The organism is Cerasicoccus maritimus, assembly GCA_031296935.1.
GTDB classification, from domain to species: Bacteria; Verrucomicrobiota; Verrucomicrobiia; order Opitutales; family Cerasicoccaceae; genus Cerasicoccus; species Cerasicoccus maritimus.
Genome location: JAVDPD010000002.1, coordinates 167,655 through 183,996, shown reverse-complemented (window position 1 = coordinate 183,996; position 16,342 = coordinate 167,655). Strand labels below are relative to the sequence as shown.

The following is a 16,342-nucleotide window of genomic DNA, read 5'->3' as shown; positions in this document are numbered from 1 at the left end:
TGAACGCGGTTACCCCATTACCCCAAGCCGAAAAATTGCACCCAATGTGATAAATTCACGTGCATGTCGCTTGACAGGAAGCGCCCATAGCTTGTATCACAAAACCCTCTTTATCCAATACCCAGCACCCCATGCGTGAATTTCTCTTTCTAGCTTACCTTTTTTGGCCCTGCGCCGTCGCCCTTTACCTCCTGCCTACCAATCCCCGGAAGGCAACGTTCCTGGCTGTGGGCACGTCTTTTGCGTTCAACGCCTGGCTCTGGTCGGTCGTCACCGAGCAAACCGCTGGCAACCCGCTCTACCACTTCCCTGCGGTTCACATCATGTATCCGTGGATTTGCATGATCGTCCTCGCCTTGGTTTACGGCGCCTGCTGCGGCACGAGCTTCGTCATGGAGCGCGTCAAGAGCCACCAGCCGATCCACTTCGGCTTCGTGGATTAATTACGTAAGCAGCAAAATCGATAAATCGCAAAGCCCTGGAGGGAGTTGTTTCGGCTTCGCCGCGACCAATTGATCAAATTGGGTAGGGACGGTTGCCCTCAACCGTCCGGTTCCATCCGATGGGCGACTCAGGCGTGGCGGACGGTTGAGGCAACCGTCCCTACCTTTTCGAGATAGATAAAACCGGCGATGACAGAGTATCGCCCCCAAAGCAGCACCCTACCCCTGCACCAGCACGTCGAGGCTCGCGTCGCGGCGGGCGAGGGACTCCACCACCGCGGGCAGCATCAGGCAAAAGCCCGTAGATAAAGCGTCGGCGCGCAAAGCTGTCGGCGCGAGGACACTGACTGAGGCGCAGCCCATTCCCGGCTTGCCAGTGCGCGGGTCCAGCAGGTGATGGAAGCGCTGTGCAGCGTCGAAATACGTGCCGTAGCCGCCGCTCGTGGCGAGGGACCTTTCTTGCACTCAACCACGTCAAACAGCTGGTCGCGCTGGCGAGGTAGGGACGGTTGCCCTCAACCGTCCGGTTCCATCCGATGGGCGACTCAGGCGTGGCGGACGGTTGAGGCAACCGTCCCTACCTTTTCGAGATAGATAAAACCCGCGATGACAGAGTATCTACCGCCAAAAGCAGCACCCTACCCCTGCACCAGCACGTCGAGGCTCGCGTCGCGGCGGGCGAGGGACTCCACCACAGCGGGCGGCATCAGGCAAAAGCCCGTAGATAAGGCGTCGGCGCGCAAAGCTGTCGGCGCGAGGACACTGACTGAGGCGCAGCCCATTCCCGGCTTGCCAGTGCGCGGGTCCAGCAGGTGATGGAAGCGCTGTGCAGCGTCGAGATACGTGCCGTAGCCGCCGCTCGTGGCGAGGGATCGCTCCTGTAGCTCAACCACGTCAAAAAGCTGGTCGCGCTGGCGGGCGTCGATCACGCCAAGACGCCAGGCTTCGCCGTCGGGCTTCGGGCCGAGCGCCCGGGTTTCGCCGAGCTCCACAATGACGTTCGTGTAGCCTTCGGCCCGCAGGATGTCCGCCACGCGGTCGGTAATGTAGCCCTGAGCAACGCCATTGAGCGTCAGCGCCATGCCCGCATGAGCGAAAGCAATTTCCGCCGCGTCGACCTCGACTTGCCGCAGGCCAATGCGCGCCAAGCAGGCGTCGAGCTCGGCCTGCGACGGCCCCTGCGGGCAATCCGGCAGGCGGGCAAAGTGGTCCGCGTATAGTTTCCAGAGCGGCTGAATCGTCGGATCGAAAGCGCCGCCGGTATCGCGATGGGCGCGCAGGCAGGCGCGCAACACCTCGACCAGCTCCGCCGGCGGATTGCTCATCCGCCCGTCGCGATTCAGCCGACAAAGCGCCGACTCGGCGTCGTAGAGGCTGAAGATTTTCTCCAGACGGCGGATCTCCTGAAAACAGCGCTCAATCACCGCCTCAGCGCGCGCGGCGTTGTCGCCATAGAGGCGGAAGCCGCCCTCAGCACCCATCAAGTAGCCATTCCAGCTAAACTCGCGTAATGCGCTGCCGCTGCCCACCTTGGCCAGCAGACTGGAAGCCGACAGCCCGGCCACGCCGGCGGCCATGATTTTGATGAACCGGCGACGCTTCATTGCGCGGCCTCCTCTTTCTTGCCACGGCCACGCGCGGTGCGCAGCCAGGTGACGAGGCCCGTGCTGACGAGGATGATCACCGCCACCGCAGAGAGGTCCATCAGCGTGCGCCCGGGCCACCCAAAGAGTCGGCCAGAATGCAGGTCGAGCACCACCCGGTAGAGCGGAACGCCATCGCCCTGAAAGCTGTTCAGCAGCTCGGCGCGCAGCGCGTCCGGCAGCGGCGTGGTCTTGAGCGCGGCCACGGAGTAGTCACCCGCGTAGGGCTCAAAATCCAGCCAGTCATCCATGACGAGCCACACCTTGTCGGCCTCCACGAGGACAGGTGCGCCAGCAGACGTCGCGCCAACGGCGGTCACGGTTTCCATTGGCAGGGAGCTAAGCTCCAGCTGCTCGACGAGCTCGCCATCCGGCGTGAGCAACAGAATGTCCGCATCGGTCACGACGGCCACGTAGTCGGCCTCTTCACGGATACCGAGCAGCGCCCCGCCAATGGCCAGCGGCTCAGTGCCTAGGTAGATGCGCCCGCCAAGGCGGGAAATAAACTCACCGGACTTCAGCGGTGCCGAAACGATGTCCGCGCCGGTGCTCATCCCGTAGCGCTTCAAAATAAAAGACGAGCGGATGGCGACGTTGTCCAAGCCGAGCAGCTCGGTGTGGTTGAGCGCGAGGCCGGTCAGCGACACGACGATCAGGAACAGCGCCGAGAGCCCACCGAGCCAACGGTGGAACGCGAGCAGCTTGCGACGAAGGGCACGCCAAGTCATTGTGCGCGGACCTCCTTGTCCAGATAAAGCGCCAGGCGGGCCAGCCGTGAGAGCGCATTGACGGACAAAGTCGCGCCGGAAATGCCGTCGATGTGCTTGCTCAGCTCGTCGGTGTCGCCCTCCAGCGTGAGGCCTTTGAATTGATCACTGAAGAACGGGTAACGCACCTCCCAGCCGTGACTTTCGCGGTAGATCAGCACCTGCATCTCAAGCATCACGCCGTCTTCGATCAGGAAACCCGTGGTGATCGGCTTCAGCTTGCCAATCTCCTCCAGTATCCACGCCGTGCGGTTGCCCTCGCGCCAGTAGCGGATGCGCAGGCCTGGGTATTTGCGGCCAAAAATGCGCTGAATTTCCTCCTTGAGATCGTCTTTCTGCCAGAGCGCTTTCTTCTCCGGCTCGCCCTCAAAGCTACGTTCAATAAAGGCCTCGGGCTCCAGGTAAACATCCTCAGCCCGCAGCGAATGGGCACAAAGCGAAAATCCGAGCAGTAAAAACACTGCTCGGATCGCGCGGTTAAAAATTCGCTGCGGCGAAGTCATAAATCAGGCTGGAGACTGTCTTAGAAGACGAAACCGAAGCCAAGGCTAATGACGTTGTCGCCGGCAAAGTCGTCGGCTTCACCCGTGTATTGGTATTCCGCCTTGAGGACGACGTCGTCGATCGGCCAGTAGTTGAAACCAACCGACTGCACGGTGTTCTTCGAGAAGAACGTGGCGTTGGACTGGTATTCGTAATAGCTGAAACGGTAGAAGAAACCGAGGTCGCCGAAGGTATCGTCGATCTTGAAGCGGTAGGACGGCTCGATGTAGGTGCCCCACTGCTCCTTGGCGGTCGACGGCAGCGCGCTGTTGCCCCAGAGGTCCCAACGGGCGTATTCACCCTTGATCGTGAAACCTTCCCAGGTGTAGGAGCCGTAGAGGCCAGTCAACACGCCGGAGAGGCGGCCGTTGTAAGTCTGAGCCATGTCATCCTGCACGAAAACGGAAGCACCGAGGTTCAGGCCGGGCGTGCCGGTGTAGGTCACCATGCCCGCGAAGGCGACATCGTCAAAGGCAGCGTTGGCGACCTTTTGGCGACCGGAGCGGATGTTACCCGTGGCGGGGTTGACATCGAGGCCGGAGGTCACGGAGCCCACCAGCGAGATGCCGTTGTCAAAACGGTAGCCACCCTGGCCGCCCGCTTCCCACCAGGTGGTCGGGATGATGCGGCTGTCCACGCCATTGCGCTCCACGCCGTAGAACGTGGTCGGCTCGTGGTAGAGGTTGAGGCCAACGACTGGCATCAGGAAAAGACCCACATCGGCGTAGGCTTGGTCGCCGATGTCGAACTCCACAAACGCCTGCTCCAGCTCGACTTCGCCGGGCTTGCCGCTGCCCGCGAGGGCGTGCTCCAGCTCGACTTCCGTGAACAAGTGGATGTTCTCGTTGAAGTCGTGATTGACCATCAGCACGAAGCGATGGAAATCGATGCTGTTCTGCGCGTTGGAGTAGAAGTTGGCGTGCAGCTCGCCGTAGGCGCCAATCGTGGTGCGCTGCGACCAGCCCTTGCCCTCGGTTTCAACACCCGGCGTGAGGCTGCGGTCGACGGCGTCGGCCGTCATGTCGAGCTGCTCGCGGGTTTCCTTGAGGTCGCTCTGCGTCTTGGCCACATCACTTTTGGTGGAGGCGTCGGCGGCGGAATTTTCGTCGAGCTTGGCTTGCAGGGCTTCGATCTGCTTTTGCTGCTGCTGGATAATTTTCCACATTTCCTCGGCCGACGGCATGTCGCCGGACTGGCCGTAAAGCGCGCTGGCAAAAGCCGCGCCGCTCAATAGAACGGTGGAGAGTTTCAGTTTGGAGTGCATCAGGTTCGGTAGTTTCGTTTTGGAGTTTGATAACTTGCGGTCGTGGCTGAGTTTTCCGCGACTGAGTTACGGTCGCAGGAAAGAGCGCGAGAGTGCGTCTCATTAACAAAGCGTCAAGCCCCTTCGTGAAGAAAAATTAATCTAAGCCATTACCACGGACAAACGGCCCTAATGCGCCTACTCTCACTAGGGATTTTCGTTTTATCTTCCCACAACGCCCGTCAATCTGTAACAAAGCATCGTGCAGGACGAATCCGAGAGCCTCTGGTTGTTTTCACCAATCCTCTTTCACTGGGCGCTATCGCTGGGCTTCAGCTTTCGGGTGATTATGAAGCGGCGCAACATCGGCGCCACACTGGCATGGGTCAGCGTGATGCTGCTGCTGCCGTATTTCGGCGTGGGCATGTATTTGATCCTCGGGGAAATGCGGCTGGGCAAGCGACGCGAGCGCCGCATCAAGGAGCTGATTAACCCCTACAAAGAGTGGATTCAATCGCTGTCCGAAGGCTACCAGGTCAATTGGGAGCACGCGCCCGACGCCGCGAAATACCTGGACCGGCTCGCCGCGAAATCCGAAGGCACACCCACCCTGCCCGGCAACCGTCTGGAGCTGCTCGACGACTGCGAAGGCGTCCTCCGCGCCCTCATCGAGGACATCAAGCGCACCGAAGAATCGCTCTACATGGAGTTCTACATCTGGCATAACGGCGGCGTGGCCGACGAGGTGCTGGAAGCCGTGATCAAGGCCCAGGAGCGCGGCGTTACCTGCCGATTGCTCCTCGACTCCGTGGGCAGCAAAGAATTTCTGGCGTCCGCCAATTGCAAACGTGCGCGCAAGGCCGGCGTGAAAATTATCGAAGCGCTCCCCGCTGGCGTGCTCCGCGCGGTCTTCCGCCGCCAGGACCTGCGCCTGCACCGCAAGATCGTCATCATCGACGGCCACACCGCCTACACCGGCAGCCTCAACCTCGTGGACGCGCGCTACTTCAAGCAGGATGCCGGCGTCGGCCAATGGGTGGACCTCATGGTGCGCGTGCAAGGCCCCGCCGTCGAGGTGCTCGCCACGACCTTCCTCGCAGACTGGGACATCGAAACCGAAGGCCGTGAAGTCGACCTGCACGACGACCCCGGCGTCAAGCGCCAGCCTGCCGAGGGGCCGGCCATGGTGCAAGTCGTGCCCTCGGGCCCAGGCTTTTACCCGGACGCCATTTACCAACTGCTGCTGACTACGATCTACAGCGCCCGCGAAGAGCTGACCATCACCACGCCCTACTTCGTGCCCGATGACGCGCTCCACACCGCGCTGCGCACCGCCGCCGCCCGCGGCGTGAAGGTGACCGTCATTCTTCCCGCGCGCAACGACTCGTGGCTCGTCCGCTACGCCTCGCGCTCGCACTACGACAGCCTCCTCGCCGCCGGCGTCCGCATCATGCGCTTCAAAGAAGGCCTGCTGCACGCCAAGACCATTTCCGTGGACAAAGAATTCTGCCTCGTCGGCTCCGTCAACTTCGACATGCGCAGCGTGTGGCTCAACCACGAAGTCACGCTCTTTGTTTACAACCACGCCATCTGCGACCAGCTCTGCTACCAGCAGCGCCAATACATCGAGCAAAGCGAAGAACTCTGCCAGCACGACTGGGACGCCCGCCCGAAAGGCGAACGCGTCCTGGAAAACATCGTGCGCCTGGCCAGCCCGTTGCTTTAGATTACAAAGTTACTTTGCGTCGCAAAGTTAATCTTCGCCCATCAGCGCCTTCATGTCCGCAAAGCCGATCTTCGAGTTCGCTGCTTCGCTGGCCTCAAAGAGATCCTTAAGCAACGCTGCCTTTTCACGCTGCATCGAGAGCACCCGCTCTTCGACCGAGTTGGAGACGATGAGTTTGTAGCTCGTCACCGTGCGTGTCTGGCCAATACGGTGCGCTCGGTCCGTTGCCTGCGCTTCGACTGCCGGGTTCCACCACGGGTCGTAATGGACGACCGTGTCCGCACCGGTTAGATTCAAACCAGTGCCACCGGCCTTGAGCGAAATCAGGAACACCGGGATCTCATCATCTTCGTTAAACTGCTCACACAGCGCGGCGCGGTTTTTCGTCTGCCCGTCAATGTAGAGATACGGAATCTTCTGCGCTTCCAGCTCTTCCTTCAGCAATGCCAGGGCCGCGGTAAACTGCGAGAACACCAGCATGCGGTGGTCGCCATCGAGCGATTCTTCCAGAATTTCGCGGAAGGCGTCGAGCTTGGTTGAAGCAATTGCCTCTTCGGCTTCCTTGTCCACGAGGCGCGGATCAATACACGTCTGGCGCATGCGCAAGAGTTGCTTAAACGCCGCCACGCGGAGCTTGCCCTCGGACGCGTTGGCCATCTCGAGCTCGAACACTTCGCGGCGCGCAGTCTCTTCAACTTTGCGATACAAAGCTTCCTGCGCGTCATTGAATTCGCAGTAGAAGACCTGCTCAATTTTCTCCGGCAATTCGGGCGCCACATCCTTCTTTGAACGGCGCAGGATGTAAGGCGCGGCGCGGTCGCGAATGCGCGCGGCATGCCACTCCTTCTCTTCACGCGAGGCGCCGGCGGGAGGCGGCTGCACGTAGCCTGGCAACACGAACTCAAACAACGCCGCGAGGTCATCGAGTGAATTCTCCACCGGCGTGCCCGTCAGCAAGAAGCGACGACGCGCCTGCAGGCCGCGCAGCGCCTTGGCGTTTTGCGTTTGGCGGTTCTTCACGTGCTGGGCTTCATCGCCCACGACCACGGCGAAGGGCGCGGCGTGAAAGAGGTCCGTGTCCCGCGCCAACGTGTTGTAAGACGTAATGACGAGCCCGAATTCGCTCGCATGCTCGGCGCTGTTCAAGCGCTCGTTGCGATGGTGCGCGAAGACCTTCATCTCGGGCGCAAATTTGCGCGCTTCGCGTCGCCAGTTCTCCACGAGACCTGCCGGGCAAACGACGAGGCAGGGCTTGCCGGTTTCACTTTGTATCGCAGAGAGAAGCGTCAGGGCCTGGACCGTCTTACCCAAGCCCATCTCGTCCGCGAGGATGCCGCCCAGCTCATTCGAATACAGATGCCAGAGCCACGCCGCGCCAATTGCCTGGTAAGGACGCAGCAGCTTCATCAGAGCCTCGTTTGTCGGCGGCGCTTGCAAGGCGGTGAGATCGCTCAGGGCGCCACTGCGACGTTTCCACTCTTCGGGCGCTTCGATGGCGAGGTCCAACGCCTCAAGCTGTGTATTAACCGCAGCGGCCTCTTCGCGCGAGATGCGCTTCGTGACACGTGGGGTCACGAGGCGGTCCGCATTGCCGGTCAAGCGACGTTGCGCTTCCTGCATGGTGTTGAGCTTGCCGTGGTCGAGCAGGAACACGCCCTTGTGCGTTTCCAAGTAAGGCTGCCCCTTGTTGAGCGCCTGCGCGATCTGCCCGGACTCGATGCCCGGCGCCGCGAGCTCGGCGTCCGCAATGAAATCATCGCCATCTTTCCGCAAGTGCACCCGCGCTTCGAGCGGCTTCAGCTTCTTGGTGTATTTCTTAAAATTGGGCGTGAACTTCGCGCGGTAGTGATGCTTGAGGCGGTCCCAGTGCTCGGCCAAAAACTGCAGCGTCTTATGGCGGTCGCGCAGCCACCATTTGCGGTTGCTGGGCTCGAGCTTGAAGCTGTGACTCTTCAGCAGCTCCAGCGCTTCTTCGTAGATGATGCTTTCGCGCGAAGGCAAGGTGATGGCCAAGTAATTCGTCGACCCATCGACTTCCATCGGCGAGAGGTCGCGCTCCATTTCGCGGCTGCGCTTGGACTTGGTTAAGGTCGGTTGCGGCTTGGGCGTTGCCTGCTTCGGCGGCGGCGCCTTGGCCTCCACTTGAATATGCGGATGCACGTCCGGCAACTTGCCATCGACCCACGCCAGCGGCGCCTTGGGATTGCGAAACGAGAACACCGCATCCTCACCGGTCAGCGGTTGCAAGAGCTGGCTGAGCTGATCGCGCGTAAGCTGCATCATGCTGGGCGCCTTGCCGCCGGTCCAACTCTCGATGAGCATGGCGGCGAGGATGTGCGGCGGCTCGGGCCAATACTCGCGCTTGGGCAAACGCTCCGGCGGGTAAATTTCCCCATCGACGACGGCCTCCAGCTTCACGGGAATGCGATCCTTCGGCGCGCATTGCGGCAGATTCGGCGGCAGCAGGACACGCCAATGCAGCGGCGCTCCTTCCGGAGAAATCTGTAGGCTTTGCAGCGTGGGACCTTGGGTCATCCCATGTTTGGATGGCGAACTTTACGCCGATGCCAATACTTAATGCTCTAAACCAGGGCGTTTAAAACGCCATTAAAACCTGAAATTCGCTCAACAGCTGGAACATTCCATCTTCAAGAAGCGCATAAAAATACTACTCAGAAAAAACTGATACTCCAGCCCAATGGCTAGAGCAGTGCTCATAATTCAACTTCTTCCACTCACATGGGCGACGCCCCGGAGCAATTCACGTTTCGTTATTCTCAATCTACCACCGTCAAATGTCCCATTTCTTAAGCATGATGGGTCTCAGCTCGCAGAAGAAAGCGTTTTATTCCTGCCGACAGCACGAATAACGCTTGTCAGGCGCGCAGAGAGCCGCACAACTATTGCCATGAAGGTCACGGTATTTGTAACTCCAAAGAAAACAGTGCTCGATCCCCAAGGCGCCGCAGTCAGCCATGCAATGGAACATCTGGGACTCACCCCCAGTAATGATGTGCGCGTTGGCAAGACAGTGGAATTCGAGATCGATGGTTCCGACACACCCGAGCTGCGCGCCCAACTCGACCAGATATGTGACGGCTTGCTCTGCAACCCCGTCATCGAAGATTTCCGCTACGAGCTCGCTTAGAACGAAAGCCCCGCCCAGATGAAGATCGCAATTATCCAATTTCCCGGATCCAACTGCGACCGCGATGCCTACTACGCACTCGCGGGAGTATTCAACCAGCCGAGTCGCCTGTTTTGGCATAAGCGGCCCAGCCTGGCCGGGGCGGAGTGCGTGGTCCTGCCGGGCGGTTTTTCCTATGGCGACTACCTGCGCTGTGGGGCGATTGCCCGCTTCTCGCCAATCATGAAGTCCATCATCGAGTTCGCCAATAACGGCGGCCCAGTCATCGGTATTTGCAACGGTTTCCAGATCCTCTGCGAAGCTGGCCTACTACCAGGAGCCCTCGTGCGCAACGAAGGCATGGAGTTCGTCTGCGAGACTGCGTCCCTCAAGGTCGAAGACAGTATGGACTACTTCAACCAGGAAAGCCTCGGCGAAACCATTGACATTCCAATCGCCCACGGCGAAGGCAACTACCGCATCGATGACGCTGGCTTGACCGAACTCGAAGCGAATAACCAAGTCCTCTTCCGTTACGCAAATAATCCAAATGGGTCTAAAGCTGACATTGCTGGCATCCGTAATAAGAATGGCAATGTATTTGGCATGATGCCGCACCCCGAACGCGCAGTGGAAGACCTCCACCCCAGCCGTGACGGCATCGGCGTCATCAAGGCGTTCCTCAAGTCCCAAATGGCCCGCCAGAAAGCATAGCCAATTACCAATGACCCAAGTCAGTTTTCAATTCTCTAAAAGTGAATCCCCCAACTGACGATTGAAAACCGACATCCGAAAATCGACAAATTCCTAAGTTTCCATGGCCACCGAAGCACCTGCGCCCAATCCAGATCCAACGTTAAACGTCCCCATCACTCCCGAGCTAGTGGAGAAACACGGCCTGAGCACTGACGACTACGAGTTGATCAAGAAAATCCTGGGTCGTGAACCGAACCTAACCGAGCTCGGCATCTTCAGTGTCATGTGGTCCGAGCATTGCTCCTACCGCAACTCCCGTAAGCTGCTCAAGCAGTTTCCCACTCAGAAGTTTGACGAAGACTCGCGCAACAAGGTCCTCGTCAAGGCAGGCGAGGAGAACGCTGGCGTCATCGACGTAGGTGACGACTTTGCGATCTGCTTCAAAATCGAGTCGCACAACCACCCCAGTGCAGTTGAGCCCTTCGAAGGCGCGGCAACGGGCGTAGGCGGCATCCTGCGCGACATTTTCACTATGGGCGCCCGCCCAGTGTTGTTCACTAACTCCCTGCGCTTTGGTAAGCTCGATTCCGCCGACTCGCGTCGCATCATGCGCGGCGTCGTCCACGGCATCAGCCACTACGGCAACTGCGTGGGCATCCCGAACATCGGCGGAGATGTCTATTTCGACGACTGCTATGAAGGCAACCCGCTGGTCAACGCACTTTGCCTCGGCGTACTCAAACACGATCAAATCAAGCGCGGCGCTGCATCCGGCGTTGGCAACCCGGTTTACTACGTTGGCGCAGCCACCGGTCGCGACGGCCTCGGCGGTGCCAGCTTCGCATCCAAAGAACTCTCCGAAGAATCAGTAGCTGACCGCCCTGCCGTCCAAAAGGGTGATCCCTTCATGGGCAAACTTCTGATGGAAGCCTGCCTCGAAATGATGGCCGTCGATGGCCTGGTGGTTGGCATTCAGGACATGGGTGCCGCAGGCCTCACCTGCTCCACTTGCGAAACCGCAGCCCGCGGCAACACCGGTGTTGAAATCGAGCTCGACCTCGTGCCGCAGCGCGAAACCGGCATGAACTCCTACGAAATCATGCTCTCCGAATCGCAAGAGCGCATGCTCGTTATCGTGCAGGCTGGCCGAGAAGAAGAAGTCGAGAAAATCTTTGAAAAGTGGGACCTCCACGCGGCCAAGGTTGGCGCTGTCATCGATGGCACGGACATGGTCGTCAAGCAGCACGGCCAAGTCGTTGCCCGCATCCCAGCCTACGACCTGACCGAAGAAGCACCGCTCAACGACCCGGAAGCCAAGCGCCCCGCCTATCTCGACGAAATCCAAACTTGGACCCCTGAGCAAATCGATGACCTGACCGAAACAGGCATTGCCGAAGCCCTGCCCAAGCTTTTGTCCGACCCGACAATCGCCAACAAGAGCTGGATCTATCGTCAATATGACCAAATGGTGATGACCAGTACGGTAGAGCACGCAGGCGAATCTGACGCTGGCGTTATCCGCCTGCGCTGCGGCGGCCCGGACAAAGATAAATACATTGCCATTTCCAACGACTGCAACAACCGCTACTGCTGGGCCGATCCCTACGAGGGCGGCAAGATTGCAGTTGCCGAGGCCATTCGCAACCTGGCCTGCGCAGGCGCCCGCCCGCTCGCGATGACGAATAACCTTAATTTCGGCAACCCCAACAAGCCCGAGTCCTTCTACATGCTCAAGGAAGCAGTGCGCGGTCTCGCTGAAACCTGCGAATTTTTCGATGTCCCAGTCGTCGGCGGCAACGTCAGCCTCTACAACGAAAATCAGGAGTCCAAGATCGACCCAACGCCGGTCGTGTCCGTAGTCGGCATCATCGATAGCCGCCAATACATCACGCCGTCTTTGATCAAGAAGGGCAACGAAGCCTTTATCCTACTCGGCGATGTCGCCGATGAGCTAGGTTGCAGCGCCTATCTGCGCGTGATTAAGGACCTCAAGACCGGCAAGCCACCCGCAATGAACCTTGAGAAGCAAGCCTCGCTGATGGACTTCCTGCAAATCCAGATTCAAAAGGGCCGCATCCATGCTGCGCACGACGTCTCCGAAGGCGGCATGCTCGTGGCCCTTTGTGAAATGCTCTTCACTAAGAGTAAGACCTTCGGCGCAGACCTCAATTTAGAAGACTTGCCGATCGACCGCTGGGACACTCTCTTCTTCGGAGAAAGCCAAGGCCGCATCCTGCTGGCAGTCGACGCCAACAAGGCAGACCACGTAGTCCACGATGCAGAGCGTTACGACATCCATGCGGACATCTTGGGCGAAGCCAACGACGAAGGCATCTTGCACATCGAAGCCCCAAATCTGGAAAACCCAATCCAGTGGGACAGCAACGAGCTGCGCAAGGCTTGGGATGACGCCATCCCGCAAGCAATGAAGATCTAAAACGATCTTATCAGGGCGTCACACGATCCTCACCAATCTTCCGCGGATTTCCTTTCAGCGCCGAGTTCATCGAACTCGGCGCTTTACATAAAAACCGCAGCTAATACCGTAAATTACAACGCCTCAGGGTTGAACGCCCCCCCCCCAGCGGTTGTCGTCCAATTCCCAAATGAAAAAGAAAACTCATTCGACGAGCGAAAGACTCCGCAAACCGGTATCAGCTTTAACTGTCCTAGCGTTTATCGTGGTTGCCCTGACGTCGGTCCCCCGGGAATTTAACAGCAACTGGGGTGAGGTTATGGAGTTTACTGGCTGCTTGTTTCTGATTCTCGCTGGTCTGGGGCGCGTCTGGTGCCTCGTTTACATTGCCGGTCGCAAGAATCAAGTGCTCTGCAAAGACGGCCCCTATTCACTCTGCCGTAACCCGCTCTACCTATTCTCTTTCATTGGTATGATTGGAGTGGGCTTTGCGCTGCAAAGCTTCTTCCTCACCATCATCATCTGCGCTCTGTTTCTGGTGTATTACGCAAGTGTAATTCACGGCGAAGAAGACCGGCTAGCCGAGCTCTTTGGCGAGGACTTCGACAGCTATCGCCTGGGCACCCCACGCTTTATCCCGACGTTTCAGGACTACCGCAGCGGCGCTCAGACAATGACCATTTCTACCCGCGCGGTGGAGCGCGGCCTGCGCGAAGTGTTTTGGTTTTTCGCCATCATCATCGCCGTGGACGCCATCGAGCTCATGCACACCAACGACATCCTGGCGCTGTTCGCACTCCCCTTCTAAGCTCTCAGGCAGCGTATTTTTCGGCTATAAAACACCACGCCGATTATAATTCCATTCCACGCACACGCATGGTAGGTTTAGCGTTGAACCTCTACTTCAACACATTATGCGAATTTTGATAGCACTTGGCGTCATCGCGCTCCTCTTTATTGGCGTGATTTTCTTTGTGATCGGGCTCTACAACAAGCTCGTCAAACTCCGTAACCGCTTCAAAAACGCCTTCGCGCAAATCGATGTGCAGCTCAAGCGTCGTTACGACCTAATTCCAAATCTGGTCGAGACCGCCAAGGGCTACCTCAAGCACGAACGCGAAACGCTGGAAGCCGTCATCGCCGCGCGCAACACCGCGCAAACTGCCAGCAACAAAGCTGCCGCCAGCCCAGATAATCCCAATGCAATTCAAGGCCTGATCGGTGCCGAAACGGCATTGACCGGTGCCATGGGCAAGCTCTTTGCCCTCGTCGAAAGCTACCCTGATCTGAAGGCTAACCAGAACATGATGCAGCTCACCGAAGAGCTGACCTCGACAGAAAACAAGATCGCCTTTGCCCGCCAAGCCTACAACGACAGCGTTACCGCCTACAACACCGAGCGCGAGACCTTTCCCACCGTCATGATTGCTGGCACATTTGGCTTCCAGCAAGCCGAGCTCTTCGAGGTAACCAACCCGACCGAGCGCGAAGCGGTCAAAGTGTCGTTCTAAATTGCGTTAACCAAAGGCAGAACGCAGTCTCCAGACAAGCCGCTGCCTCCAGCATTCGTTAACCAATCTGACGTGACGGCTTGTCTGGAGACTACGCCCCACTTTTTCTTCTCCCATGGATTTCTTTTCCGCCCAGGATGACGCGCATTCACGCACCAAGCTGCTGGTCGTTTACTTCGTGCTCGCAGTCGCGTGCATCATCGTTGCGCTCTATGCGCTGTGCATGGTATTTTACAGCTATGGCACGACACCCGAAAACCAGCCCGTCCAATGGGTGATCTGGCAGCCAATTGTTCTCGCTGGAGTTGCGGGCTTTGTCGTCCTCCTCGTAGGCGGAGCCAGCCTTTCGAAGATTGCCGAGCTTAAAGGTGGAGGCGGCATTGTAGCCAAGAGTGTCGGCGGGCGTAAAGTCGACCCTGGCACCGCCGATCCCGACGAGCGCAAACTGATGAACGTCGTCGAAGAAATGGCCATCGCCTCAGGCACGCCCGTGCCGGAGGTTTACCTCCTCGACCGCGAAGACGGCATCAATGGATTTGCCGCTGGCTACACGCCGGACGACGCCGCCATCGCCGTGACCCGCGGCTGCGTGCAACGCCTTTCCCGCGACGAGCTTCAAGGCGTCATTGCCCACGAATTCAGCCATATTCTCAACGGCGACATGCGCATGAACATCAAGCTCATGGGCGTGCTCTTTGGCATTTTGCTGATCTCCATCATAGGGCAAGGTCTCATGCGCGCGGGCTTCTGGGGGGAAGTCACCAGCCGTCGCCGGGATGACAAAGGCGGCAACGCCATCATGCTGTTCGGCCTCGGCATGATGGCCATCGGATGGATCGGCGTGTTCTTCGGGCGGTTGATTCAGAGTGCGATTTCCCGTCAGCGCGAGTACCTGGCCGACGCTTCCGCCGTGCAGTTTACCCGCAATCCCGACGGTATCGGTGGTGCGTTGATGAAGATCGGCGGCGCAGGCTCCGTCGTGAACCACCACCACACTTCGGAAACCGCGCACTTCTTTTTCGCCAACGCGCTCAAGAGCAGCTTCGGTGGTGGCTTCGCCACCCACCCGCCACTAGACGACCGCATCAAGCGAGTTATGCCGAACTGGGATGGTCAATTCAAAGCGCCCACTGCGCCCAAGCGCGAGGCACCAAAACCACCGCCCATTCCTTCCGCCTCGGCTCGCCACAAAGTCGACCCACTTCAAATGGTAGCCGGCGTTGGTGCCATCGGCGCGGCGCAGCTCGCGTACGCCCAGCAATCTCGTGCGCAGGCCGAGGAATCGCTCGGCGAGCAAATTCACGACAGTAAACAGGCCGATGCCCTGATCCTCGCTCTGCTACTCGACCGCGATAGTCACATCCGCCAAAAGCAGCTTGATTGGCTCGAACAGGATGGCGGCAAAGCGCTCGCCCAAGCGGTTAGGGATGACTACCCGAAAGCACAAGCACAGGGCGTCAAGCAGCGCATCCCGTTGATCGAAATGACGCTCCCGGCACTCGCGCAAATTTCCCGTGCCGACTATGACAAGCTGCTCAAGCGCATCGTCAAACTGTCCGAAGCAGACGACGAAGTTTCCTTTTTTGAATTCGCTGTCATGCGCCTGGTCAAACGTCACCTGGGCCGCAAGTTTGAAGGCGCACACGCCAAGACCAAAGTCATCAGCTCCACCGCTCCGCTGCGCGAACACTTTGCAATGCTGCTGAGCACGATGGTCTGGGCCGGCGAACCTAGCAGCATCGCCGAAGCGGACAAGATCTTCGCCCAAGCCATCCAGCATGCGCCGGTGTTCCACGGGCAAGTCAAGCTGCTGCCCGTCGATCAGCTCAGCTTCAATGATTTGGACAAAGCGCTCGACGTTCTGGCCGACGCTCGCTTCGGCACGAAGCGACAGATGCTGGCCGCCTGCGCCGCCGCTGTGGCCCACGATGGCGAAGTCACCACCGACGAAGGTGAGCTAATCCGGGCCGTCGCCGTAACCCTCGACTGCCCGATGCCGCCGCTGGTGTAATTTTCTTTTGAGCACTGCGAACAGCTAGAGCAGCGATGTGCCGCTAACATTTGCAGATACAAAAAACGGACCTTGTCATTCAACGAAGCGAACACCTAATTGTCCACGATGGTTACTTCGGACAATGAGCTACCAACGGCAAAGCATAGCCTGAATCGCAAATGGGCTACTCGGGGCTGTGCAATTGCAGCGCTCTGTATCATTTTTGCTTACGTG

At 58.8% G+C, this 16,342-nt stretch carries 14 protein-coding genes; 8 read left to right on the top strand and 6 right to left on the bottom strand.

Annotation, left to right across the window (positions count from 1 at the left end; all coding sequences use genetic code 11):
* Window positions 1-131: 131 nt before the first annotated feature.
* Entirely contained in the window at window positions 132-443 is a 312-nt protein-coding gene (locus RBB62_RS01305) for a hypothetical protein (RefSeq protein WP_309396238.1), read from the top strand.
* Between the two features lie 219 nt (window positions 444-662).
* Here RBB62_RS01305 and RBB62_RS01300 read toward each other — a convergent pair whose 3' ends face one another.
* From RBB62_RS01300 to RBB62_RS01280, 5 genes are all read right to left on the bottom strand, one after another.
* Complete coding sequence (locus tag RBB62_RS01300) at window positions 663-908, bottom strand: FAD:protein FMN transferase (protein ID WP_309396236.1); 246 nt, start codon at window positions 906-908, stop codon at window positions 663-665.
* Between the two features lie 173 nt (window positions 909-1,081).
* Entirely contained in the window at window positions 1,082-2,047 is a 966-nt protein-coding gene (locus tag RBB62_RS01295) for an FAD:protein FMN transferase (protein ID WP_309396234.1), read from the bottom strand.
* Window positions 2,044-2,814: a PepSY domain-containing protein gene (locus RBB62_RS01290; RefSeq protein WP_309396232.1), complete on the bottom strand. Its 771-nt coding sequence runs from the start codon at window positions 2,812-2,814 to the stop codon at window positions 2,044-2,046. The genes RBB62_RS01295 and RBB62_RS01290 overlap by 4 nt, the downstream gene beginning before the upstream one ends.
* Window positions 2,811-3,314 carry an FMN-binding protein gene (locus tag RBB62_RS01285; RefSeq protein ID WP_309396230.1) on the bottom strand — a complete coding sequence of 168 codons (504 nt, stop codon included), beginning with the start codon at window positions 3,312-3,314 and terminating at the stop codon, window positions 2,811-2,813. Before RBB62_RS01285 ends, RBB62_RS01290 begins: the two co-directional genes overlap by 4 nt.
* Window positions 3,315-3,376: 62 nt before the next feature.
* Window positions 3,377-4,660, bottom strand: a complete 1,284-nt coding sequence (locus RBB62_RS01280; protein ID WP_309396228.1) for a hypothetical protein — start codon at window positions 4,658-4,660, stop codon at window positions 3,377-3,379.
* Between the two features lie 241 nt (window positions 4,661-4,901).
* Between RBB62_RS01280 and cls the strand changes: the two genes are divergently transcribed.
* Window positions 4,902-6,365, top strand: coding sequence for a cardiolipin synthase (cls, locus tag RBB62_RS01275; protein WP_309396226.1), 1,464 nt, complete (start codon window positions 4,902-4,904; stop codon window positions 6,363-6,365).
* Between the two features lie 27 nt (window positions 6,366-6,392).
* On the opposite strand, the gene RBB62_RS01270 is transcribed toward cls, so the two are convergent.
* Window positions 6,393-8,900 carry a DEAD/DEAH box helicase gene (locus tag RBB62_RS01270; RefSeq protein WP_309396224.1) on the bottom strand — a complete coding sequence of 836 codons (2,508 nt, stop codon included), beginning with the start codon at window positions 8,898-8,900 and terminating at the stop codon, window positions 6,393-6,395.
* Between the two features lie 373 nt (window positions 8,901-9,273).
* On the opposite strand from RBB62_RS01270, the gene purS reads away from it, so the two are divergent.
* The 6 genes from purS (at window position 9,274) to RBB62_RS01240 (ending at window position 16,126) form a co-directional block, all read left to right on the top strand.
* Window positions 9,274-9,513, top strand: a complete 240-nt coding sequence (gene purS / locus RBB62_RS01265; RefSeq protein ID WP_309396222.1) for a phosphoribosylformylglycinamidine synthase subunit PurS — start codon at window positions 9,274-9,276, stop codon at window positions 9,511-9,513.
* Between the two features lie 18 nt (window positions 9,514-9,531).
* Complete coding sequence (purQ, locus tag RBB62_RS01260; RefSeq protein ID WP_309396220.1) at window positions 9,532-10,206, top strand: phosphoribosylformylglycinamidine synthase subunit PurQ; 675 nt, start codon at window positions 9,532-9,534, stop codon at window positions 10,204-10,206.
* Between the two features lie 103 nt (window positions 10,207-10,309).
* Window positions 10,310-12,625 carry a phosphoribosylformylglycinamidine synthase subunit PurL gene (gene purL / locus RBB62_RS01255; protein ID WP_309396218.1) on the top strand — a complete coding sequence of 772 codons (2,316 nt, stop codon included), beginning with the start codon at window positions 10,310-10,312 and terminating at the stop codon, window positions 12,623-12,625.
* A 169-nt stretch (window positions 12,626-12,794) separates the two neighbouring features.
* Complete coding sequence (locus tag RBB62_RS01250) at window positions 12,795-13,412, top strand: methyltransferase family protein (protein ID WP_309396217.1); 618 nt, start codon at window positions 12,795-12,797, stop codon at window positions 13,410-13,412.
* 106 nt (window positions 13,413-13,518) lie between these two features.
* The gene (locus RBB62_RS01245) at window positions 13,519-14,115 is read left to right on the top strand and encodes a LemA family protein (RefSeq protein WP_309396216.1); all 597 of its coding nucleotides are present in this window, start codon (window positions 13,519-13,521) and stop codon (window positions 14,113-14,115) included.
* 115 nt (window positions 14,116-14,230) lie between these two features.
* Window positions 14,231-16,126 (top strand): M48 family metallopeptidase, encoded by a 1,896-nt coding sequence (locus RBB62_RS01240; RefSeq protein WP_309396214.1) that lies wholly within the window; start codon window positions 14,231-14,233, stop codon window positions 16,124-16,126.
* Window positions 16,127-16,342 lie beyond the last annotated feature (216 nt).

Excerpts from the sequence above, each read along its gene's own strand:
- purL (WP_309396218.1), top strand. The coding sequence starts at position 10,310 with ATGGCCACCGAAGCACCTGCGCCCAATCCAGATCCAACGTTAAACGTC.
- RBB62_RS01280 (WP_309396228.1), bottom strand. The coding sequence starts at position 4,660 with ATGCACTCCAAACTGAAACTCTCCACCGTTCTATTGAGCGGCGCGGCT.
- RBB62_RS01290 (WP_309396232.1), bottom strand. The coding sequence starts at position 2,814 with ATGACTTGGCGTGCCCTTCGTCGCAAGCTGCTCGCGTTCCACCGTTGG.
- RBB62_RS01305 (WP_309396238.1), top strand. The coding sequence starts at position 132 with ATGCGTGAATTTCTCTTTCTAGCTTACCTTTTTTGGCCCTGCGCCGTC.
- purQ (WP_309396220.1), top strand. The coding sequence starts at position 9,532 with ATGAAGATCGCAATTATCCAATTTCCCGGATCCAACTGCGACCGCGAT.
- RBB62_RS01295 (WP_309396234.1), bottom strand. The coding sequence starts at position 2,047 with ATGAAGCGTCGCCGGTTCATCAAAATCATGGCCGCCGGCGTGGCCGGG.
- purS (WP_309396222.1), top strand. The coding sequence starts at position 9,274 with ATGAAGGTCACGGTATTTGTAACTCCAAAGAAAACAGTGCTCGATCCC.
- RBB62_RS01245 (WP_309396216.1), top strand. The coding sequence starts at position 13,519 with ATGCGAATTTTGATAGCACTTGGCGTCATCGCGCTCCTCTTTATTGGC.
- RBB62_RS01270 (WP_309396224.1), bottom strand. The coding sequence starts at position 8,900 with ATGACCCAAGGTCCCACGCTGCAAAGCCTACAGATTTCTCCGGAAGGA.
- RBB62_RS01240 (WP_309396214.1), top strand. The coding sequence starts at position 14,231 with ATGGATTTCTTTTCCGCCCAGGATGACGCGCATTCACGCACCAAGCTG.
- RBB62_RS01250 (WP_309396217.1), top strand. The coding sequence starts at position 12,795 with ATGAAAAAGAAAACTCATTCGACGAGCGAAAGACTCCGCAAACCGGTA.